Origin of the sequence: Peribacillus frigoritolerans (assembly GCF_040250305.1) — a bacterium.
Lineage (GTDB): Bacteria > Bacillota > Bacilli > Bacillales > DSM-1321 > Peribacillus.
The window spans coordinates 3,485,893-3,507,808 of record NZ_CP158190.1 but is presented as its reverse complement, the minus strand read 5'-3'; the positions used below and the strand labels follow the sequence as shown (position 1 = coordinate 3,507,808).

Here is a 21,916-nt window from a genome sequence, read left to right as displayed (position 1 = left end):
TAAGAGTTATAGGAGGATACCATGTATTTCATTTATTTGGCGATTATTATTATAATCCCGATTTTTGCACAAATGAAAGTGAAAAGCACGTATAAAAAATATTCAAAGGTATCGGCCTCTTCCGGAATGAATGGTGCTGAGACGGCTCGTGCCATTTTGGATCAAAATGGACTGTTCAATGTCAGGGTCGAAGAGACACCTGGAATGCTTTCGGACCATTATGACCCAAGGGATAAAACGGTGCGTTTATCAACGGATAACTATCACGGCCATTCAGTTGCCGGCGTAGCTGTTGCAGCCCATGAAGTTGGACATGCGATTCAAGATAAAGAAGCATATGCATTCTTGCGTTTCCGCCATGCATTAGTACCGGTAGCTAATTTTGGCTCTAACATATCTTGGATTTTGATTTTAATCGGGATGCTAGCTTCACTTCCTAATTTGCTTTTGGCGGGTATCGTATTTATGGCAGCCGCTGTATTGTTCCAAGTGATAACACTGCCGGTTGAATTCAATGCTTCTTCTAGGGCTATGGATCAACTCATTTCCGCTGGGGTCATCCGGAATGATGAAGAACGGGAAACGAAAAAAGTATTAAGTGCTGCTGCAATGACTTATGTTGCTGCCGCTCTTGTAGCCGTACTGGAATTAGTTCGTCTTCTGCTTATGTATACAGGAATGAGGGAAGAAGATTAATTTGAAAAAAGGACTCCATCTTGGGATGGGGTCCTTTTCATTTGAGTTTTTGCTGCACATTGCTAATAAAATGCAGTTAGACGGGGCAACATTAATCAATGGATTACCTTTCAATGGGATTCTTGTTCTCATCAAGGGTAAAGCCCTCACCCAATACATCATGAACTTCACTTACTGATACAAATGCATGAGGGTCCACCGATGTTATGGCATTTTTTAAGCGGACTAACTCATTTTTCCCAACAACACAATAGAGTACTTCCCGGTCATTGCGTGTAAAGGATCCATATCCCCTTAATACAGTTACTCCCCGCTCCATATCATTCATGATTTTTTCTGCAATTTCCATGTTTTTATCACTAATGATCATTGCACCTCTAGCAGCATAGGCTCCTTCTTGCATAAAGTCGATTACTCTGGCACCTATAAATACGGCAACGAGGGTATACATCGCTTCACGGTAATCCAGGTAGGTAAGGATGGACAGGCCAATGACGACGGCATCAAAGATGAACATCGTCCGTCCCATGCCCACTCCTAAGTAACGATGGGCAAAACGGGCAATGATATCCACTCCACCTGTTGTCCCGCCGTAACGAAAGATGATGCCCAGCCCGACACCAACAGAGACCCCGGCAAACAATGCCACAAGCATCAAATCGTTTCCGAGATCGATTTCGATTTCGTATCTCTCGAAAACCCATAGCCAAACGGAGAGGCCAACCGTTCCGATAATCGTATATAAGAAAGATGTTCGCCCTAAATATTTCCACCCTATTAAAAATAAGGGAATATTCAAAATCAAATTAGAATAAGAAGGATTTAACCCGATAAGTTGATATATAATCAAGGTGAGACCGGTGAATCCGCCTTCGGCCAAGTTGTTCTGCATGTTAAAATGCACGAGGCCAAAGGCGAATATTCCAGCCCCAAAAAGGATGAATATGATATTTTTCAATTTTAAGCCCAAAAGCATGTCCCATACCTCCAAAGGTTTGCATAGCATTAATTTACTTATTATAACTAATTAACCAACTATGGGCAATTTTGATTCGCAAACGTATCTGTTGTCATCTGTTTCACTTTTAGCTAACATGGAGAAGGTATGATGTTTAAAACGAAATCAAGAATGGGTGACTATATGGAAAAGCATAAGACGATCCAACAAATGCAAGCGGAAGTCGACCAATACATAGGACAATTTAAAGAAGGATATTTCAGCCCTCTGGCCATGCTGGCCCGTATGTCTGAAGAACTTGGGGAGTTGGCTAGGGAAGTCAATCATTACCATGGTGAAAAACCAAAGAAGGCAACAGAAGAAGAGAATACGATTGAAGCGGAATTGGGTGACATGCTTTTTGTGTTGATTTGTTTTGCCAATTCTTTAGGGATTGACCTTCAAAACTCGCATGATTTGGTCATGGAAAAGTTCACAACCCGTGATAAAGATAGATGGACAAGAATAGAAGAAAAAATGGAGGAGGAAGGTAAAGATGAGTAAAGTCAAAGTGATTGTAGCAGGTCCACGAGGCAGAATGGGAAATGAAGCGGTGAAGCTTGTACATAGGACAGAAGGGTTTGAATTGGCAGCTGTCATAGATCGCAAGCATAACGGGGAAAGCCTTTCCGCAATAGAAGGTTTTCATGGGATTGAAGCACCGGTTTTTTCTGATATAAATGAATGCTTTTCTTCTGTAGAGGCTGACGTATTGATCGATTTGACCACACCGGAAGTGGGCATGCTTCATACCGAAACGGCACTTAATCATGGCATCCGCCCTGTAGTGGGAACGACTGGTTTTACTAAGGAAGATTTAGCAAAGCTGGATTCATTAACAAAAGAAAAGGGCATTGGTTGCATCATCGCGCCAAACTTTGCAATTGGAGCCATTTTGATGATGAAGTTTTCCCAAATGGCCGCAAAGTACTTCCCGGATGTGGAAATCATAGAAATGCACCATGATCAAAAACTGGATGCACCTTCTGGAACTGCTTCCAAAACGGCAGACATGATTGCAGCAGTCCGTGAAACGAAACAACAGGGGCACCCTAATGAAAAAGAAACCATCCAGGGGGCAAGAGGCGCAAATGTAGATGGCATGCATATCCACAGTGTCCGGCTGCCTGGATTGGTTGCCCATCAACAGGTGCTTTTCGGAAGTGATGGAGAGTTATTGACGGTTCGGCATGATTCCTTTAATCGAGCTTCCTTCATGTCAGGAGTCAAACTTGCTGTCGATACCGTCATGAAATTGGATGTTCTTGTATACGGCCTGGAAAATATTATTGAATAGGGATCAGGAGGATTTACGATGAAAATTGCCTTAATTGCCCATGATATGAAAAAAGAAGATATCATTCAATTTGTAACAGCCTATAAAGATGTATTTGAGCAGCATGAATTATATGCTACAGGAACGACCGGGAAAAGAATCATGGAAGAAGTATCGCTGCCTGTCCATCGTTTTCATTCAGGACCTCTTGGCGGGGATCAGGAAATAGGTGCAATGATCGCGCGCGGAGAAATGGACATGGTCCTATTTTTCCGCGATCCATTGACATCACAGCCACATGAACCTGATGTATCGGCGCTTATACGACTATCAGATGTTTATGAAATTCCCTTGGCGACAAATATGGGCACGGCAGAAGTGCTGATACAAGGTTTGAAGCATGGGTATATGGACTGGCTAAAACTACGGCAAAAACAAGGTGAGATTAATGATAAACAAAAGTAACATAGATATTCTGGCTTTCGGTGCACATGCGGATGATGTTGAAATCGGTATGGGTGGCACGATCGCCAAATATGCGCAACAAGGCATGGAAATTGTCATTTGTGATTTGACAAAAGCTGAAATGTCTTCCAATGGAACCGTTCCATTGCGGCAAGAGGAAGCGCATAAGGCTGCTGAAATCCTTGGGGTGAAGAGGATTTCCCTTGATTTACCCGATCGGGGCCTATACATGAAAGCGGAATACATAAATCAAATCATTACGGTCATTCGCCAATATAAGCCTGCACTTGTATTTGCACCATTTTTGGAAGATCGCCATCCCGATCATGGTAACTGTGCAAAATTAGTGGAGGAAGCAGTTTTTTCGGCAGGAGTAAGAAAGTATATGGAAGAAGCAGGCATGGATTATCATCGTGTCCAAAATATGTACTATTATATGATCAATGGGTTTCACAAACCGGACTTCGTCGTGGACATCAGTTCCACAATATCGAAAAAGCTGGATAGCCTTAGGGCATATCGCAGCCAATTCGAAGAAAGTCAAGTATCTGTAGAAACACCGCTGGTTAATGGCTATATCGAGACTGTCGAGGCACGGGAGCGGATGTTCGGTAAAGAAGTGGGTGTCGCCTATGCGGAGGGATTCATGACTAAAAAACCGTTACTGATCGATGCCGACTTGTTAGGAGAAAAATAATCTTATGAAATTAAAAATTGGAATTACCTGTTACCCTACAGTTGGGGGTTCTGGTGTCGTAGCAACTGAATTAGGAAAGATGCTTGCAGAAAAAGGACATGAAATACATTTCATTTCTTCAAGCCTCCCTTTTCGCTTGAATAAGATGTACTGTAATATTTTTTATCACCAAGTTGAAGTGAACTCGTATTCAGTCTTTCAATATCCACCATATGACCTGGCGCTTGCGAGCAAGATAGCGGATGTCGTAAAACGGGAGAAATTAGATATTCTCCACGTTCATTATGCAATTCCCCATGCTGTATGTGCAATCCTTGCAAAACAGATGTCAGGTAATGAAGTAAAGATCGTTACTACACTGCATGGTACGGACATAACCGTATTAGGCCATGATCCCTCATTGACCAATTTGATAAAATTCGGGATAGAGCAATCGGATGTCGTTACAGGAGTATCTAATTCCCTTGTTCAACAGACGCATGAATTAATCGCACCGGATAAGGAAATCAAAACCGTTTATAATTTCATTGATGAAAGAGATTACCATAAATCCAATTCCGATTACCTTAAGGATGAATACGGAATCAGTGAAGATGAAAAAGTGATCATACATGTTTCGAATTTCCGTTCGGTCAAGCGAGTGAAAGACGTCATCCAAGCGTTTTATCTAACTCAAAAGAAAATGCCTGCAAAGCTTCTCCTCGTAGGGGACGGGCCGGAAGTGACAACCGTTTTGAAATTGGCTAATGATCTTGGAATCGATGATTCGGTCTTGTTTCTTGGTAAGCAGGATAACCTTGCCGAATTATATTCAATCAGTGATTTGATATTCCTGTTATCGGAAAAAGAGAGTTTCGGACTTGTGCTGCTCGAGGCGATGGCATGTGGAGTTCCTTGTATAGGGACAAATATCGGGGGAATTCCTGAAGTCATCGTTGACGGGGAGACTGGTTATATTTGTGAATTGGGAGATGTCAAAATGGTTGCTGAAAAAGCGATTGGACTTTTAAGCGACCCGGTTTTACATAAACGTTTTTCTGAAGCTGCGCTGGAAAGGGCCAATACTGAATTTCACAGTGATACGATTATGGCTGAGTATGAAGCAATCTACATTCAAGCACTTGAAGGTAAATCCATGGAATAGGGAGGGTATGCTGATGGATCGGTTATTCTTAAAATCAATACCCATTCTGGAATTGATTGAAGAAGCAGGATACGAGGCTTATTTCGTTGGCGGCTCTGTAAGGGATTATATCCTTGGCAGGCCCATTAACGATGTGGACATCGCCACTTCCGCAACACCCCAGGAAATCAAAAGGATTTTCCCTAATACGGCTGATATCGGGATTGACCACGGAACAGTGCTCGTCATTACGGATACGGGAACATACGAAATTACGACGTTTAGAACGGAAAGCGGGTATTCGGACTTTCGCAGACCCGATGCTGTACAATTTGTCCGTTCTTTGACTGAAGATTTGCAAAGAAGAGATTTTACGATGAATGCAATGGCAATGGATAAGAGCGGTAAGATCATCGATCCATTTAATGGTAAGCGCGATTTGGCACAAAAAAGGATTATCACGGTTGGTAACCCGCATGAAAGATTTCATGAGGATGCATTGAGAATGATGCGTGCTTTAAGGTTCGTCAGTCAACTTGATTTTGAACTGGATCAGAAAACCTTTGATTCCCTTAAAGAGAACGCCCAGATCATCAGTGAAATTGCTGTCGAAAGAATCCTGGTTGAATTTGAGAAGCTATTGGCAGGCCCCAATAAGATAAGGGCTTTTTCACTCTTGCTGGAAAGCGGTTTATATCAATACCTGCCTCTATTCTCAAGTAAAAAAGATCATCTAATTGACTTACTGAACCTGCCGCTTCATCAACTGAATGCGGCAGAAATATGGTCTATCATCATGATTCACACAAAGGATCAAGAAATGGAAGAGGCTTTGAGGGAATGGAAGCTGCCATTGAAAAACATAAGAAACGTTCAACGTACGATACAGCTAGTGAAGAAAGAAGATCCATCAGCCATCGATGTATTTCAGGCAGGTCATGGCGTAACTGTACAAGCTGCAAAAGTCAGGGCGGCGATGACTGGCGGTAATGTAGCGGATGCGGAGGAGAATGCGCATCAAAGCTATAATGGACTTATTATTAAACAAATGTCGGATCTTGCCGTCACGGGGACGGATTTATTGATTTGGCATCAAGAAAAGCCAGGTCCATGGGTCAAGGAATACTTGGAAAAAATATTGAAAGCTGTCTTGAATGAAGAATTAAAAAATGATAAAGAAGAAATAAAGAGGTGGCTGGTGAAATGCAATCTGAGTTAAGAACAAAGCTGATGGAAGCCCTCTCAAAAGCGGATGGTGCGTTTATATCCGGTCAGGAAATTGCTGAATACATTGGCTGTTCGCGCACAGCTGTCTGGAAGCATATAGAAGACCTGCGCAGTGAAGGGTATAATGTTGAAGCCGTAAGGAAAAAAGGCTACAGGATCATATCAGCGCCGGAAAAAGTGTCCGAGAGTGAAATACAGCTTGGCTTGGAAACAAAAACGATCGGCAAGATGATCCACTATCAGGAAACTGTAGAATCCACGCAAAAAATTGCGCATCAACTCGCAAATGAAGGCGTTCAGGAGGGGACCCTCGTCGTTGCCGAGGAGCAGATATCCGGAAAAGGAAGGCTAATGAGATCTTGGCATTCCCCAAAATTCAGCGGCATATGGATGAGTCTCATCCTAAGGCCGAAAATCCCGATTCATGAGGCTCCACAACTTACATTATTGGCCGCGGTCGCTGTAGCTCAGGCTATAGAGGATACCACTGATTTGAAGCCGCAAATAAAGTGGCCGAATGATATTTTGGTGAATCGAAAGAAAGTGGTGGGCATCCTGACGGAGATGCAGGCGGAATCAGATAGGATCCATTCTGTCATTATCGGAATTGGAATGAATATCAATCAGCAATTGGAGGATTTTCCTGAAGAACTGCAGGAAAAAGCGTCTTCCCTTCTCATAGAAAGTGGAGGGACGGTTTCAAGGTCCAAGGTCATTCAACGAGCATTATTTCGTCTGGAAAATTTGTACGAACTCTATTTAAATCAAGGGTTCATGCCAATAAAGGATTTATGGGAGAGTTATGCGATCAGTCTTGGACAGGTAATCAAAGCCAGTACCGTTAATGACACGATTGTCGGAAAAGCATTGGGCATAACGGATTCAGGCGTCTTACTTCTTGAAGACGGCAACGGAACCGTACATTCGATATATTCTGCAGATATTGAAATTCAGTAGATTTTTGTCAAATTCGTGAAAATTAAATAGAAATATTCAATTTGGCTTGATATAATGCAAGTGGGCAGTATCTCATGTGAACTGCACCCCCATAAATACCAAATTATTTGAAAATCTGCCTTGATCCAGAGAACTGGACTGGGACGGAGGGATGAAACTTCTGATGAAACAAAGGGATTGACTAAAAAGCTAAGTGCTGTTTATTGATCGAATTGTGGCTTTTCATGCCATTTTTCGTAGCAAAACAGATACTTTTTTAGTCAGTCCTTTTTTTGCGCATGAATGTATAGACACCAGTTTTCGCTGATGTTTTCATCTCCTCCATTAAAAGGAGGAAACGTAATGAAATTGTCCGGAGATTTTTTGAAAATGAAACAAAATCAAGAGAAAATTGTCATGCTGACGGCTTATGATTACCCGTCAGCAAAGTTAGCCGAACAATCAGGTGTAGACATGATTTTAGTCGGAGATTCTTTAGGAATGGTCGTATTGGGATATGAGTCAACGATTCCAGTTACGGTGAATGACATGATCCATCATACAAAGGCAGTAAAACGCGGGGCACCAAATACATTTGTCGTGACGGATATGCCATTTATGAGCTATCACCTTTCTATGGATGAAACACTCAAGAATGCAGCCCGGATCATGCAGGAAGGTCATGCGGATGCCGTGAAGCTTGAGGGAGCGGATGATGTTGTTGAAAAAATATCAGCATTGACCAAGGCGGGCATCCCGGTTGTAGCCCATCTTGGCTTGACTCCTCAATCAGTCGGCGTTCTGGGCGGATATAAAGTGCAAGGAAAAGATGCCGAAAGTGCAGCACAGCTCTTGGAAGATGCGAAAAAGTGTGAAGCTGCGGGGGCGATGCTAGTAGTCTTAGAATGTGTTCCATATCAAGTGGGAGAACTCGTCACACGGAACCTTGACATTCCAACCATTGGAATTGGGGCAGGTGCTGAAACGGATGGTCAAGTCCTCGTTTACCATGATGTCATCAAGTATGGCGTAGACCGGCTGGCGAAATTCGTAAAAGTTTATGGAGATGCAAATGAACTGATTGGCCAATCGATTACAAGCTTCGTGAATGAAGTGAAATCTAAAGTTTTTCCGTCGGAGAAACATACATTCACGATGAAGGAAGAGCAGCTTTCTGAACTTTACGGAGGGAAAAGATGAAAACATTTACATCAGCAGCTGAATTGCAATTGGCACTTAGAGAGGAAAAAAACAATAACAAAAGCATTGGCTATGTAGCGACAATGGGGTTTTTACATGAGGGGCATGCAACCCTTTTAGAAAAGGCGCGCAAAGAAAATGACATTGTGGTATTGAGTATTTTTGTCAATCCGACGCAATTTGGACCCAATGAGGATTTTGAAACATATCCGCGGGATTTGGAACGGGATGAAAAAGTCGCAGCCAATGGCGGAGTTGATTATCTCTTCTATCCAACAGTCCACGAAATGTACGGTGAAGAACCATCTGTAAAAGTTGCTGTCCAAAGCAGGACGGATGTTTTATGCGGCAGACAAAGGCCTGGACACTTTGATGGTGTTGCGACAGTCTTAACGAAATTCTTCAATATCATTCTTCCTGATAGAGCTTACTTTGGTAAGAAGGATGCCCAGCAAGTCGCCGTGATAGATGGACTGATCAAAGACTTTAATTTCCCTATCCAGCTTATCGCTGTAGATACCGTACGTGAAGAAGATGGGTTAGCGAAGAGCTCGCGAAATGTGAACCTATCAGATCAGGAGCGCTTGGAGGCTAAAGAGCTGTACCAAAGTTTATTGAAGGCCAAAAAGGCGGTTGAATCAGGTGAAAGAAATGCAGCAACCGTCACGGCTCTAGTAAGTGAACATATTGGAGCCCACACAAGTGGAGTGATCGACTATATTGAAGTCTATCAATACCCGGAACTTAAACCGCTTGAATCGCTGGCTGGAAACATCATCATTGCAATGGCTGTAAAGTTCAAGCATGCAAGACTAATTGATAATATCACTTTATATGTAGAATAATTCATGAAGATCAGGGGGAATTGAGATGTTTCGAACGATGATGAATGGAAAAATCCACCGTGCAAGGGTAACTGAGGCTAATTTGAACTATGTAGGCAGCATTACGATTGATGAAGACATAATTGATGCGGTTGGTATTCTGCCTAATGAAAAAGTCGCCATCGTGAATAATAATAATGGTGCACGACTTGAAACGTATGTGATTGCGGGTGAACGGGGCAGCGGTGTCGTGTGTTTGAACGGAGCGGCAGCAAGACTGGTGCAGCCGGATGATATCGTGATAATCATTTCTTATGTGATGGTTTCAGAGGAAAAACTGGGGGATCATAAACCAAAAGTTGCGATCATGGATGAAAATAACAAAATCATTGATCTGATTTCAAACGAACCTGCAGCTACAATCATGTAAGCGGAGGGCCGGCACAATATGCATGGATCATGCATACAGGTGCCGGCCCTTTTCGTCCGTCGATGAACCGCTTGTTTCCTTTATTACGATTATTATGGTATAAAAAAGATAAGAGAATTCCATCAGGAAGTGGAGAAAGTGAAGTTTGAGGTGTACAATTCATGATGCAACGATATGTAGTGGTCGATTTGGAAACAACAGGGAATTCTCCGAAAAAAGGGGATAGGATTATTCAATTTGCTGGCGTGGTCATCGAAAATGACCAAATTGTGGATGAATACTCGACATATATCCACCCTGGACAGGAAATTTCCTTGTTTATTGAAGAATTGACCGGAATAAGCAACGAGACGGTAAAAAATGCACCTGACTTTGAAGATGTTGCAGAAAATATTGCCCGGCTTATAGAGGGGGCTTGTTTTGTTGCCCATAATGTTTTATTTGATTTATCTTTTCTACAGGAAGAACTAGTACGATGCGGGTTTGAGCCGTTTTATGGTTCCACCCTTGATACAGTGGAATTAGCGAAAATATTAAAACCAACATCCGATGGATATAAGCTGCACCAGCTGGCTAAAGAAGAAAACCTGGATCATTCCAGGCCCCATCAAGCGGATAGTGATGCATATGCGACCGCTTTATTATTGTTGGAATTGAAAAAAAAGCTGATGAATCTTCCAGTGATGACACTTAAACAGTTATATCGATTATCATATTCCTTACAAAGTGAGATTTCCGAATTGATAGATGCTTGCATTGCAAGCAAACTTGCTAAAACAGAAGTCCATTCCCCTGATCTTATCACTTATAGGGGCCTTGCATTTAAAAAGGCCGAAGACGAAAGTGATCAAAAAGATATGGGGGCGGAATTTCCGCTCGATGATGAGAAAAAAATAGCCATGCTTCAAAGTGCATATCCTGCCTTTGAAGCAAGAAGCGGACAACTTGATATGATGAACATGATTCACCACTCCTTCGAATCGAGCCAGGATGCAATCATTGAAGCTGGGACTGGGATTGGGAAATCCATAGGCTATCTGCTTCCGGCCGTCTATTTTTCAAAGAAACATCATAAACCTGTCGTCGTTTCGACATACACGCTTCAGCTACAGGATCAACTACTTCAAAACGAGGTTCCCAAGCTTAAAAAAATACTTCCCTTTACCTTTCAAGCTGTTTTGCTAAAGGGGAGAAGTAATTATTTGAGTTTGGCAAAGTTCGAAAGGGCATTGCGTGAGAAGGAAGATAATTATGAAACGGCATTAACGAAAATGCAGATATTGGTATGGCTTACTGAAACCGTAACAGGCGATAAAGATGAATTGAATCTTACAAGCGGCGGTCAGCTATTTTGGAATAGGCTTCAAAGTGATGGTCTTACATACGCCGGATTAAAACAGCCCTGGCTTGAATTGGATTTTTTTGAACGGGCAAAAAGAACAGCTGCCAAGGCGGATATCATCATTACTAACCATTCATTTTTAATGACGGATTTGCTTACAGAAGATGCCTTGATTCCAAAAAAAGGGTATTTGATACTCGATGAAGCACATCATTTGGAACAGGCAGCATCCAAACAGCTTGGGAGCAGGCTTAATTACATTTCGGTGAAGACGATTTTGAACAGACTAGGGACATCAGATCAAAAGCAATTATTATATAAATTGGACAGGATGCTCTTAAATAACCGACTGACGGATGGAAAGTCTTCACATGAATTAGATCAAAAGCTTAGTGATTTTTCCTATGAATTCGAACAGCTTTTTTATTACATTTCCAATCAGGCGGAAAAACTTTCACGTTCCATGAGTCCGAAACGGCTTTCATTCAAAATAGATGATGGAAGATGGGGTAAAGCGATTCTGGTCGCTGAGCGATTGGTGGATTTATTAGGATACATCATCACGGAGTTAGAGAAAAGATTGGCTCTTTTATTGAATAATGAGTCCCCTTTAGGAAAAAATTCATTATTTCATTTGAATGATATCGAGGTGCTGCTTGGACATTTACAAGATACCAGGGACTCCTTGCATGAATTCTTCATCAAGCCGCATGAAGAAAATATTTATTGGCTTGATTATACGAATGCAGCACCCCAGCATGGGGTGACATTGACGGTTCAGCCGATTGCAGGAAGCAAACGGCTATGGGATTCCTATTTCGGGCGCCAAAAAAGTGTGGTCATGACATCGGCAACCCTCGTGGTGAAGGATTCTTTCAAGTATTTTAAAGAACAACTCGGTTTGGAGAATGAGCCAATGCAGACAGCAAGTTTTCCTTCACCCTTTCCTTATAAGGAACTCGTAAAGGTACTGGTTCCAAATGATCTACCAGATATCAATTGCTTATCGGTGGAGGAATTCTCCGAAACCGCGGCAAACCATATTATTGCTGCCGCTCAAGCAGCGAAAGGGAGGATGATGGTATTATTCACCTCGCATGAAATGCTGCGGGCGACCTATCATTCCATCAAAGATAGTGGGGTCCTGGATGAGTTCACCCTGTTTGCACAAGGGATTTCTGGCGGAAGCCGGATGAGGCTGCTCAGGAATTTCCAAAACTTCGAGAAAGCGGTCCTGTTTGGGACAACCAGCCTATGGGAGGGCGTCGATATCCCTGGCGAGGATTTATCTTGTTTAATCATTGTCAGGTTGCCTTTTTCGCCGCCGGATGAACCAGTGACAGCTGCAAAATGCCAACTTCTCGAGAAGCAGGGGCGCAATCCATTCTCTGCGTATTCTTTACCTGAAGCCCTATTAAGGTTCCGACAAGGTTTCGGCAGGCTTATACGCACTCCAGAAGATAAAGGGATTTTGGTTATTCTTGATCGCCGCATAATCACTGCCAAATACGGCCCTGAATTTCAAAAGGCCATTCCGGAAGTGGACTGGCACCAAGCCTCAATAACAGAAATGGCTGAAATGATAGAGAAGTGGATTTAAAGGATCTTGATAATTCATTAATCCAGGAATTTTTATGAATTTATAAAGAAAAATAACCTTTGAACTGGTATAATGTGATAGGTGGTAAAGCCTTCAAATCCTATTCATACCAGTGGTTGTTGACAATTTATTAAAATGGAGGGGCATTTTCATGGAAAGTAAAATCGAAGTAATTTCAACAGTCAGGTTGCAACATTCTCCTGATCTGTATAAAATTGTGGATTCCTTGAACCGAACATTGAAAAAAGATGACTTGATGTTCGGTCTCGCATTGGATTCCGAAGATCAAGAAAAAGCGATATTTACAATTTATCGTACATAGAAAGAGGGAAAAGCAGCTTTGAAAAAATGGTTGATTATTGCTTCTATCCTAGTCCTTTGTTTTATCGGATTTGTCAGCGGGGCATATATTAAAGCGTTACAGCCTAAAAAAGAGGCTGGTAATGAGGCTTTTAAAAAGGCAAAGGAAGAGGGCGGCCTTGTGACCATGGAAGAATTCTACCTTTATAATGGGCAGGATTCATACTCCGTCATCATTGGTGAAGGTGAAAAGGGGACTAAGAAAATAGTCTGGCTTCCTGAGGACAAGAAGAAAGAAATAGTAGTGGAAAACTATAAAGATGGTAAATCAAAAAAAGAGATTATGAACATTGTCAAAGAAAAGCTTAATCCCCAAAAAATCATTTCGGTTAAGCTAGGCATGGAAAAGAACGTTCCGCTTTGGGAAGTAACGTATCTTGATGAATCCGAGCGTTTTAACTATGACTATTATGATTTTAAAACTGGGGAATGGCTAAAGTATTATCGAAGCATTTAGAATGGAGGATTAATTTAAAATGAAATTAGCGAACCGCGTTCAGTCATTAACGCCATCAACTACATTGGCCATTACGGCAAAAGCAAAGGAGCTTAAGGCACAAGGTCTGGATATAATTGGTTTGGGTGCTGGTGAACCAGACTATAATACACCCCAACATATCATAGATGCAGCACTTCTATCCATGAATGAAGGTCAAACTAAATACACGCCATCCGCTGGTCTGCCGAAGCTAAAAGAAGCAATTGCGGCTAAATTGAAGCGTGATCAAGGCTTGGAATACAAACCGTCTGAAATTGTAGTTGGCTCAGGTGCAAAGCACGCGCTTTATACATTGTTTCAAGCTATCCTGGATGAAGAAGATGAAGTCATTGTTCCGATACCATATTGGGTAAGTTATCCTGAGCAAATCAAACTTGCTGACGGAAAGCCAGTTTATGTAGTCGGTACGGAAGAAAATCAATATAAAATCACTAAAGAACAGTTAGAACAAGCAATTACCGAAAAAACGAAAGCGGTTATCATAAACTCGCCAAGCAATCCAACGGGCATGCTTTATTCCAGGGAAGAATTGGCTGCTATCGGGGAAGTTTGCCTGGCTCATGATATCTTGATCGTTTCCGACGAAATTTACGAAAAATTGGTTTATGGAAATGCTAAACATACATCCATTGCAGAGATTTCACCTGAATTGAAAAAGCAAACGATCATCATCAATGGTGTATCTAAATCGCATTCGATGACTGGCTGGAGAATTGGTTATGCAGTCGGTGAAGAGTCCATCATTAAAGCAATGACGAACCTTGCCAGCCATAGCACATCAAATCCTACCACAACTGCTCAATATGGTGCGATTGCCGCTTATGAAGGTACACAAGAACCTGTTGAAGAAATGCGTCAGGCATTTGAAGGCCGTTTGAATAAGATATATGATAAATTGGTTGAAATTCCAGGCATTAGCTGCATTAAACCACAAGGGGCATTTTATTTATTCCCGAACGTTAAACGTGCAGTTGAATTAACAGGGTACAGCAATGTCGAAGATTTTACGACTGCGTTGCTGGAAGAAGCTCAAGTGGCTGTTATTCCAGGTTCAGGGTTCGGTGCACCTGATAACATCAGACTCTCTTATGCAACTTCACTGGAGCTGTTGGAAGCAGCAGTTGAAAGAATACATTCATTCGTTAAATCAAAAATGGCATAATTTTTTAATAACCTGCAGACTACCTGGCTACAACAGGGTCTGCAGGTTATTTTAGTTGAATTTTATTTTGATATGATACATTCGGGAAGTAGACATGATAAGCATTTGGCTCACTTCTCTATGGCATAGGAAAAGGTGGATTACTGATCTCCCTTTTTAACAATGGAGTTTTTTGTCCCATTAAGTCCTGCAGAGAAACAGTATATAAAGAAATAAGAAAATCATATATGATTTTTAATTAAAACCGATTGCAATCATATATGATTTCATATATGATGAAAATATGGAAGAGAAAAACAAAACACCCAGCAAAAAACAAATAGCATATGAGCACCTTCGTAAATTAATTTTGGATGGAACATATGGTTCTGGACAGCGGATCATTATCGATCAAACGGCAAAAGAACTTAGTCTAAGTCCGATTCCTGTCAGGGAAGCGATCAGACAACTGGAATCCGACGGCCTTATTCAATATAAGCCTTATAGTGGAGCAGTGGTTACAAGCATTAATGAGAGCGAATACATTGAAACTCTTTCTGTTCTATCTTTGCTTGAAGGATATGCAGCTGCCCTTAGTTCTTTGACGATGAAAGATGATGATTTTGAAAATCTGATTAATTTAAACAAAGAAATGGAAAAAGCCCTCCATAACTTTGAATTAGAGCTGTTTGGTAAGTTAAACGAATGTTTCCATGAGGAAATTTATGAAAAGTGCGGAAATTCCTTTTTAAAGGAGGAAATTAAACAGGCGCAACAAAGAATGAATAGAGTCAGAAAGTCCATGTTCACCATGGTACCGCAACGCGCAGTCCAATCGATTCGCGAACATGAAAGCATCATAAAGCTTTTAAAGGAAAAAGCATCTTTTGAAGAAATTGAATCTCTGGTGAGAAAGCATAAACTGAATGCCATCAGTACATTCAAGCAGAGGGCGGAAACTAATCACGATCAGGCACTTTGATGACCCAGGCTTTATTTTATAATAGTCGAACGATTATTCATAAAATCAAAGCCGATTTTTTCACTTGAATTATTCGGAATATTCAAATAATGAAAAGGTGGTAGAAATAATGTACGAGGAAATCAAAAGTCGTTTAAGAGGATCCATCGCTCCCATTATCACTCCGTTTGATGACAAGATGGAAGTGGATGTAAAGGCAATTGAAAATCTAGTAAACTGGCATATTGAAAGCGGTTCCCATGGTGTCTCGGTATGCGGGACTACCGGCGAGCCGAGTTCACTAACGATTGAGGAACGGGAATTAGTGATGGAGACGGCGATTAAAGCAGCAAAAGCCCGTGTTCCGGTTGCACCAGGTACTGGATCTGCCAATCAGAAAGAAACGTTGCATTTGACAAAAAGGGCACAGGAAATGGGCGCGGATGCTGCATTAGTCATCGTTCCTTATTACAATAAACCGAATCAACAGGCACTTTACAATCATTTTAAGACGGTGGCCGATTCCGTTGATATCCCGCTTATCGTTTATAACATTCCCGGAAGAACGGCGACGAATTTGGAAGTGAAGACATTGGCACGTCTTGCTGAAGACTGTGAAAATATTATTGGTGTGAAGGAATCAAATAAGGATTTTGAACATGTGAACCGTGTCTTATTGAATTGTGGAAGGGATTTTCTCTTATATTCGGGCATCGAATTATTATGCTATCCGATGTTGACTATTGGAGGGGCAGGACATATAAGTGCTACAGCCAATATCACTCCTAAAGAAGTGGCGGAAATTTATAACCATTGGGTGGAGGGTGATGTGGATAAGGCACTTGACCTCCATTACAAATTAATGCCATTGAATGATGTTTTGTTTAAAGAAACCAATCCAGGACCATTAAAAGCTGCGATGGGGATGATGGGGAAAATCAATCCTGCATTACGGCCGCCAATGGGGCCGCCTTCGGAGCCGTTGGAAAAAGAACTGCGTGAAACCCTTCAATCATACGGGTTGATTGACCAAAAAATCCAGTCATAATTGCTAAATTGGGAAGATTGCACAAATCCAAACGATTATTGTCATCTTCCCGAATTAATTTTTAAAGGAGGATTTATCATGCAAACTTTTCCCGTGCAAGATGTGAAGCATTACATCAATGGTCAATTTGTCGATGGTATCTCAGGAAAAACATTTGAAAATCTAAGCCCTTTTAATAATCAAGCAATCAATAATGTGGCAGAAGGGTTTAAAGAGGATATTGATCAAGCGGTCGCTGCCGCAAGAGATGCATTCAGTAATGGTCCATGGAGAACGATGAAAGTGGAAGAAAGATTGAAGTACATTAATAGGATTGCTGATTTAATTGAAGAGAATGCCGAAGAAATTTCCTTTTTGGAATCCCTTGATACAGGGTTGCCGATTAGCCAGACAAAAAAACAAGCGGCAAGGGGAGCGGAGAATTTCCGTTTTTATTCTGAAATGGTGAAAAGCAGGCTAATAGGAGAGTCATATCAAGTGGATGACACTTTCATCAATTATACGATTCATAAACCGATAGGAGTGGCAGGATTAATCACTCCTTGGAATGCGCCTTTCATGTTAGAAACCTGGAAGATCGCCCCGGCCCTGGCTACAGGTAATACATGTGTCCTTAAACCGGCGGAGTGGTCTCCATTGACTGCCAATAAATTAGCACAAATCATTGATCAATCAGGTCTGCCAAAAGGCGTATTCAATATCGTTCACGGTTTTGGGGAGACAGCGGGGGCGTCCTTGGTTGCCCATCCTGAAGTCCAATTGATATCCTTTACCGGAGAAACGACAACCGGTGCTGAAATCATTAAAAATGGTGCGGATACGATGAAACGTTTTTCCATGGAACTTGGAGGTAAATCACCAGCAGTCATTTTTGAAGATGCCGATCTAGAGAAGGCCCTGGATTCAGTGGTATGGGGAATCTATTCATTCAATGGGGAGCGCTGCACAGCTAATTCCAGATTATTTGTCCATGAATCGATAATAGACCAGTTCGTTGCAGAATTGAAGGAACGTGTTCATAATATCAAAATTGGAAACCCAATGGATCCAGACACGGAAATCGGACCGCTGATCCATCGTAGCCATTTTAATAATGTCTCCCGTTATCTGGATATAGCAAAAGATGAAGGGGCGGAAATTGTAAGCGGTGCCATACCTAGTGCGTTCAAGGAAGGGAATTATATTGCCCCGACGCTTCTTTTGAACTGTACAAATGATATGACGGTGGCACAAGAAGAGATTTTTGGACCAGTCATGGCAGTCATTCCTTTCAAGACTGAAGAGGAAGTACTGAGAATGGCTAATGATGTAAAGTATGGGCTTGCTGCTTATGTATGGACAAATGATATGAAACGGGGACATAGGTTTGCTCAAGCTGTCGATAGTGGGATGGTATGGGTGAATTCCCAAAACGTAAGGGATTTGCGGATACCGTTTGGAGGATCGAAATATAGTGGGGTAGGACGTGAAGGTGGCCATTATAGCTTTGAATTCTATACGGAAACACAAGTTATCCACGTAGCAATTGGAGAACATCACATTCCGAAATTTGGGGACGTAAAACAAAATGCCGTTTCTTCTGCTGAAAAATAATCCGGGTGTCAAAAGAAGGGGAGAATACTATGAATTTTTCTATTATTCGTGTTGCGAGAACGATACTTAATGTAACAGATTTAGATAAATCAAGAGCCTTTTATGTGGATGCTTTAGGTTTTATTGAAACGGAAAGAACGAATGATCACATATATTTACGTGGTTTAGAGGAAGCGCATCATCACTCGCTTGTCTTGCAAAAGGCAGAAAAGCCAAGTGTTGAAGCGATAGGATACAAGGTTGAAAAAGAGGAAGACCTTGAAGAATTGGAATCTTTCTTGCTGTCCAAGGGAATGAAAATGAAGTGGATGAAGGAAGGAACACAGCATGCACTAGGCAAATCGCTCCGAGTTCAGGATATTTCCGGATTGCCAATCGAATTTTTCAGCAAAATGGATAAAGCAGAGAGATTGCTGCAACGATTCGATATGCATAGGGGTTCAAGGGTCCAAAGGATCGATCATGTGAATTGTAATGTAACAAATGTGCAAAAAGCCTATGATTTTTATGTGAAGGAATTGGGTTTTGCCTGCTCGGAAGATACAGTGGATGAGTCGGGCCAATTATGGGCAACGTGGCTACATAGAAAGCAAACGGTCCATGACCAGGCATTCATGAACGGAATCGGCCCAAGACTTCATCATGTAGGCTTCTTTCTGCCTGACCCCCTTGCAATTATCCATGCCTGTGATGTACTGGCATCACTTGGATATGCACAGTCCATCGAACGCGGACCTGGAAGGCATGGTCTATCCAATGCATTCTTCCTATATTTAAGAGATCCGGACGGTCACAGAATCGAATTATACAATGGGGATTACTTAACATCTGACCCGGATATCGAACCGATTCATTGGGATTTGAATGATCCAAGACGCCAGACATTCTGGGGAGCCAAAGCCCCGGATTCATGGTTTGATGAGGCATCTTCTGTACTTGATATAATATCAGGAGAAGAAGTTCCTCTTAAAGAACCGATCCTGGCAAAAAGCAAGCCTGAATTCATCATCTGAAAAAAGCGGGATTCAGGATGAATGATCGAGTGTTTCGGCAAAACATACATTGACTCTCTTGGTCTTTTCGAAAGGGTGCTAGTGCAATTGGTGAATAGTTGATGGAAAACTGGTAGATGGATATGGATATCATTTGAAACGTGAAAGTATAAATAAGCCGAAACGGATGAGGGATATGCGAGCCAAGTCTATTGCGAAAGTGCAAGCCTTCTAAAAGATATGGTCTGGGACAGGGCAGCAGTGGGAACTAACTGCTGCCCTGTCTGTAAGTGTCACCGGGTAGATAAAATGCGTACGGAAAGCTTAGGGATGGGCTTAGACCTTCTTGTGCAGATGAGTTATTTGGATTTTTTGGGGATTTCTGACAATGGAGAGGCTCAATACTACCGTCCTTTGAAAAATAAATATCAGTAGAGGTGTGAAGAGATGGTTCGGTTGGAAAAAAACCTTCAAGATTCGGAACAAACTAATCTAGTGGATTATGAAAGGATTGTTGCTTCCAAAGAGTTTCAGAATATGCTTTCCGATAAAAAGAAATTCGTCATCCCTTATACGATATTCTTTATGGGATATTCCCTGCTTTTGCCCTTCTTAGTTTTTTACACTGATATCCTGGATCACCCTTTCATTGGAGACATAACATGGGCGTGGGTGTACGGTGTTTCCATCACGGTTATGTCTGTATGGGTTTGCAGCGTATATGTAAGGAAATCCGAAAGAATCGATGAACAAATAAAAGAAATCATCGAGAAAGAAGGGCTTTGATTCATGAATTGGACAGTTATTATTCTCTTTGCACTAATGTCGATAGGTACGCTTTTCATCACGTATTTCGCTTCCAAAAAAACTAAAACGGCAGGCTCTTTTTATACGGCTGGGGGCGGTTTGACCGCTAGGCAAAATGGACTTGCATTGGCTGGGGATTTTATGTCGGCTTCCACATTTTTAGGATTGATTGGAGCATTTTCCTTAACGGGGTATGATGGATTTTTCCTGATGTACGGAGCACTTGTTTCATTCCTTGTCGTGTTATTCCTGGTGGCTGAACCTTTAAGGAACTTAGGGAAATACACATTGGCTGATATGGTGACTACAAGGTTTAAATATAAACAGGTCCGGGGAGTGACCGCTTTTAATACCTTGGTGATATCAGTCATGTACATGCTGGGTCAACTTGTTGCGGCAGGTGCTTTGTTTAAATTGCTTTTAGACATCCCGTATAATACCTCTGTCATCATCGTAGGTATTGTAATGTTGGTATTTGTACTATTTGGGGGGATGACGGCGACGAGCTGGGTGCAGATCATTAAAGCCATCCTGCTGATTGGCGGCGTGTTTATATTATTCATGATCGTCATGTGGAAGTTGAATTTTAGTTTCATTGGAATTTTCACGGAAATGAAAACAGCGACACCCATGGGTGCAGATTACCTGAAGGCAGGTATTAAATATGCCAGTGGGTGGGATGCAGCTTCCTTGTCCCTGGGCTTAATTCTGGGAACGGCAGGTCTACCGCACATTTTAATACGTTTTTTGACTGTCCCGAATGCACAAGTGGCAAGGAAGTCTGTTGTTTGGGTGATGTGGATTATGGGTGCTTTTCATATCATGGTCATTTTTCTCGGATTCGGTGCTGCGAAGTTGGTCGGAACATCGAATATCATGAACGCTAATCCAGCGGGTAACATGGCTGCACCTTTATTGGCCCAACTTGTGGGCGGGGACATCTTATTCGCCTTTATTGCAGCCGTTTCCTTTGCTACGATACTCGCAGTTGTTGCGGGAATCGTTTTAACAGGTGCTACGGCATTTTCACATGATTTTTATAATGAAATATTAAAAGATGGAAAAGCGACGGAAAAACAGCAAATGACGATGGCTAGATGGGCTTCCATTGGTGTGACTGCACTTGCGATTGTTTTATCATTAGGTCTGCAGGAATTCAATGTAGCGTTTCTGGCATCGATTGCCTTTACATTGGCCGCCAGTTCGAATTTGCCAGTAATCCTTCTTACTATCTATTGGAAAAAATTCAATAAAACCGGAGCAATAGTCGGTATGATGACAGGTCTTTTTGGTACACTTTTGCTCGTGGCCCTCAGTCCAAATGTCTGGAACCCGGTCCCCGGAGCAACCATTATGACAGGTGACCCGATTTTCCCTTTGAATTCACCAGGAATCGTTTCCATTCCGCTTGGATTCCTCGCATGCTATTTAGGTGCCCTGATCGGTAATCGCAGGACTGGTTTTAAAACGGTTACAAAAGACAATTATAATGAAATCCTCGTAAAGTCCAATACCGGTCATGATGTTAAGGGTGTTTTGCGACATTGAATGATATGCCTATAAATAAAGGGCAGGTCATCGAACTTGTGAATCGATTTTAAAAAGCAGCCATCCAGGTTGTTTTTTATCTTTTCATTGAAATAGAAATTCAAACCAACACCATAGATTATTAGAAAAGGTGCAAATGAAATGAAGATTTAAG

At 41.8% G+C, this 21,916-nt stretch carries 22 protein-coding genes; 21 read left to right on the top strand and 1 reads right to left on the bottom strand.

What is annotated here, in order from left to right:
• Window positions 1-21: 21 nt before the first annotated feature.
• Window positions 22-696 carry a zinc metallopeptidase gene (locus ABOA58_RS17120; RefSeq protein WP_350299353.1) on the top strand — a complete coding sequence of 225 codons (675 nt, stop codon included), beginning with the start codon at window positions 22-24 and terminating at the stop codon, window positions 694-696.
• Between the two features lie 103 nt (window positions 697-799).
• Here ABOA58_RS17120 and ABOA58_RS17115 read toward each other — a convergent pair whose 3' ends face one another.
• Window positions 800-1,672, bottom strand: coding sequence for a YitT family protein (locus tag ABOA58_RS17115; RefSeq protein ID WP_350299352.1), 873 nt, complete (start codon window positions 1,670-1,672; stop codon window positions 800-802).
• Window positions 1,673-1,837: 165 nt separating this feature from the next.
• On the opposite strand from ABOA58_RS17115, the gene ABOA58_RS17110 reads away from it, so the two are divergent.
• The 20 genes from ABOA58_RS17110 (at window position 1,838) to ABOA58_RS17015 (ending at window position 21,762) form a co-directional block, all read left to right on the top strand.
• Window positions 1,838-2,197 carry a nucleotide pyrophosphohydrolase gene (locus ABOA58_RS17110; RefSeq protein ID WP_350302906.1) on the top strand — a complete coding sequence of 120 codons (360 nt, stop codon included), beginning with the start codon at window positions 1,838-1,840 and terminating at the stop codon, window positions 2,195-2,197.
• A complete protein-coding gene (dapB, locus tag ABOA58_RS17105) occupies window positions 2,190-2,990 on the top strand; it encodes a 4-hydroxy-tetrahydrodipicolinate reductase (RefSeq protein ID WP_350299351.1) in 801 nt (266 codons plus the stop codon). Before ABOA58_RS17110 ends, dapB begins: the two co-directional genes overlap by 8 nt.
• 18 nt (window positions 2,991-3,008) lie before the next feature.
• The gene (locus ABOA58_RS17100) at window positions 3,009-3,434 is read left to right on the top strand and encodes a methylglyoxal synthase (RefSeq protein ID WP_137015992.1); all 426 of its coding nucleotides are present in this window, start codon (window positions 3,009-3,011) and stop codon (window positions 3,432-3,434) included.
• Window positions 3,418-4,131, top strand: coding sequence for a bacillithiol biosynthesis deacetylase BshB1 (bshB1, locus tag ABOA58_RS17095; RefSeq protein ID WP_350299350.1), 714 nt, complete (start codon window positions 3,418-3,420; stop codon window positions 4,129-4,131). The genes ABOA58_RS17100 and bshB1 overlap by 17 nt, the downstream gene beginning before the upstream one ends.
• 4 nt (window positions 4,132-4,135) lie before the next feature.
• Entirely contained in the window at window positions 4,136-5,275 is a 1,140-nt protein-coding gene (gene bshA / locus ABOA58_RS17090; RefSeq protein ID WP_137015988.1) for an N-acetyl-alpha-D-glucosaminyl L-malate synthase BshA, read from the top strand.
• A gap of 13 nt (window positions 5,276-5,288) precedes the next feature.
• The gene (locus ABOA58_RS17085) at window positions 5,289-6,473 is read left to right on the top strand and encodes a CCA tRNA nucleotidyltransferase (protein ID WP_350299349.1); all 1,185 of its coding nucleotides are present in this window, start codon (window positions 5,289-5,291) and stop codon (window positions 6,471-6,473) included.
• Entirely contained in the window at window positions 6,458-7,438 is a 981-nt protein-coding gene (locus tag ABOA58_RS17080; RefSeq protein ID WP_350299348.1) for a biotin--[acetyl-CoA-carboxylase] ligase, read from the top strand. Before ABOA58_RS17085 ends, ABOA58_RS17080 begins: the two co-directional genes overlap by 16 nt.
• Window positions 7,439-7,780: 342 nt before the next feature.
• A complete protein-coding gene (gene panB, locus ABOA58_RS17075; protein WP_350299347.1) occupies window positions 7,781-8,617 on the top strand; it encodes a 3-methyl-2-oxobutanoate hydroxymethyltransferase in 837 nt (278 codons plus the stop codon).
• Window positions 8,614-9,462: a pantoate--beta-alanine ligase gene (gene panC, locus ABOA58_RS17070; protein WP_350299346.1), complete on the top strand. Its 849-nt coding sequence runs from the start codon at window positions 8,614-8,616 to the stop codon at window positions 9,460-9,462. The genes panB and panC overlap by 4 nt, the downstream gene beginning before the upstream one ends.
• 25 nt (window positions 9,463-9,487) lie before the next feature.
• Entirely contained in the window at window positions 9,488-9,871 is a 384-nt protein-coding gene (panD, locus tag ABOA58_RS17065; RefSeq protein WP_048681619.1) for an aspartate 1-decarboxylase, read from the top strand.
• Between the two features lie 161 nt (window positions 9,872-10,032).
• Complete coding sequence (gene dinG, locus ABOA58_RS17060) at window positions 10,033-12,813, top strand: ATP-dependent DNA helicase DinG (protein ID WP_350299345.1); 2,781 nt, start codon at window positions 10,033-10,035, stop codon at window positions 12,811-12,813.
• A gap of 151 nt (window positions 12,814-12,964) precedes the next feature.
• Window positions 12,965-13,135 carry a YpmA family protein gene (locus ABOA58_RS17055; protein WP_064505144.1) on the top strand — a complete coding sequence of 57 codons (171 nt, stop codon included), beginning with the start codon at window positions 12,965-12,967 and terminating at the stop codon, window positions 13,133-13,135.
• 18 nt (window positions 13,136-13,153) lie between these two features.
• Window positions 13,154-13,630, top strand: a complete 477-nt coding sequence (locus ABOA58_RS17050; protein ID WP_048681612.1) for a DUF5590 domain-containing protein — start codon at window positions 13,154-13,156, stop codon at window positions 13,628-13,630.
• A 19-nt stretch (window positions 13,631-13,649) separates the two neighbouring features.
• Window positions 13,650-14,834 (top strand): pyridoxal phosphate-dependent aminotransferase, encoded by a 1,185-nt coding sequence (locus ABOA58_RS17045; RefSeq protein WP_350299344.1) that lies wholly within the window; start codon window positions 13,650-13,652, stop codon window positions 14,832-14,834.
• Window positions 14,835-15,117: 283 nt separating this feature from the next.
• Window positions 15,118-15,795 (top strand): GntR family transcriptional regulator, encoded by a 678-nt coding sequence (locus ABOA58_RS17040; protein WP_350299343.1) that lies wholly within the window; start codon window positions 15,118-15,120, stop codon window positions 15,793-15,795.
• A gap of 106 nt (window positions 15,796-15,901) precedes the next feature.
• Window positions 15,902-16,822 (top strand): 2,4-dihydroxyhept-2-ene-1,7-dioic acid aldolase, encoded by a 921-nt coding sequence (hpaI, locus tag ABOA58_RS17035; protein WP_350302905.1) that lies wholly within the window; start codon window positions 15,902-15,904, stop codon window positions 16,820-16,822.
• A 78-nt stretch (window positions 16,823-16,900) separates the two neighbouring features.
• Window positions 16,901-18,415, top strand: a complete 1,515-nt coding sequence (hpaE, locus tag ABOA58_RS17030) for a 5-carboxymethyl-2-hydroxymuconate semialdehyde dehydrogenase (RefSeq protein WP_350299342.1) — start codon at window positions 16,901-16,903, stop codon at window positions 18,413-18,415.
• Window positions 18,416-18,444: 29 nt separating this feature from the next.
• On the top strand, window positions 18,445-19,428 hold the full coding sequence (gene hpaD / locus ABOA58_RS17025) for a 3,4-dihydroxyphenylacetate 2,3-dioxygenase (RefSeq protein ID WP_350299341.1): 984 nt from the start codon (window positions 18,445-18,447) through the stop codon (window positions 19,426-19,428).
• 426 nt (window positions 19,429-19,854) lie between these two features.
• A complete protein-coding gene (locus ABOA58_RS17020) occupies window positions 19,855-20,193 on the top strand; it encodes a DUF485 domain-containing protein (RefSeq protein ID WP_350299340.1) in 339 nt (112 codons plus the stop codon).
• Between the two features lie 3 nt (window positions 20,194-20,196).
• Complete coding sequence (locus ABOA58_RS17015) at window positions 20,197-21,762, top strand: solute symporter family protein (RefSeq protein ID WP_350299339.1); 1,566 nt, start codon at window positions 20,197-20,199, stop codon at window positions 21,760-21,762.
• Window positions 21,763-21,916: the final 154 nt, after the last annotated feature.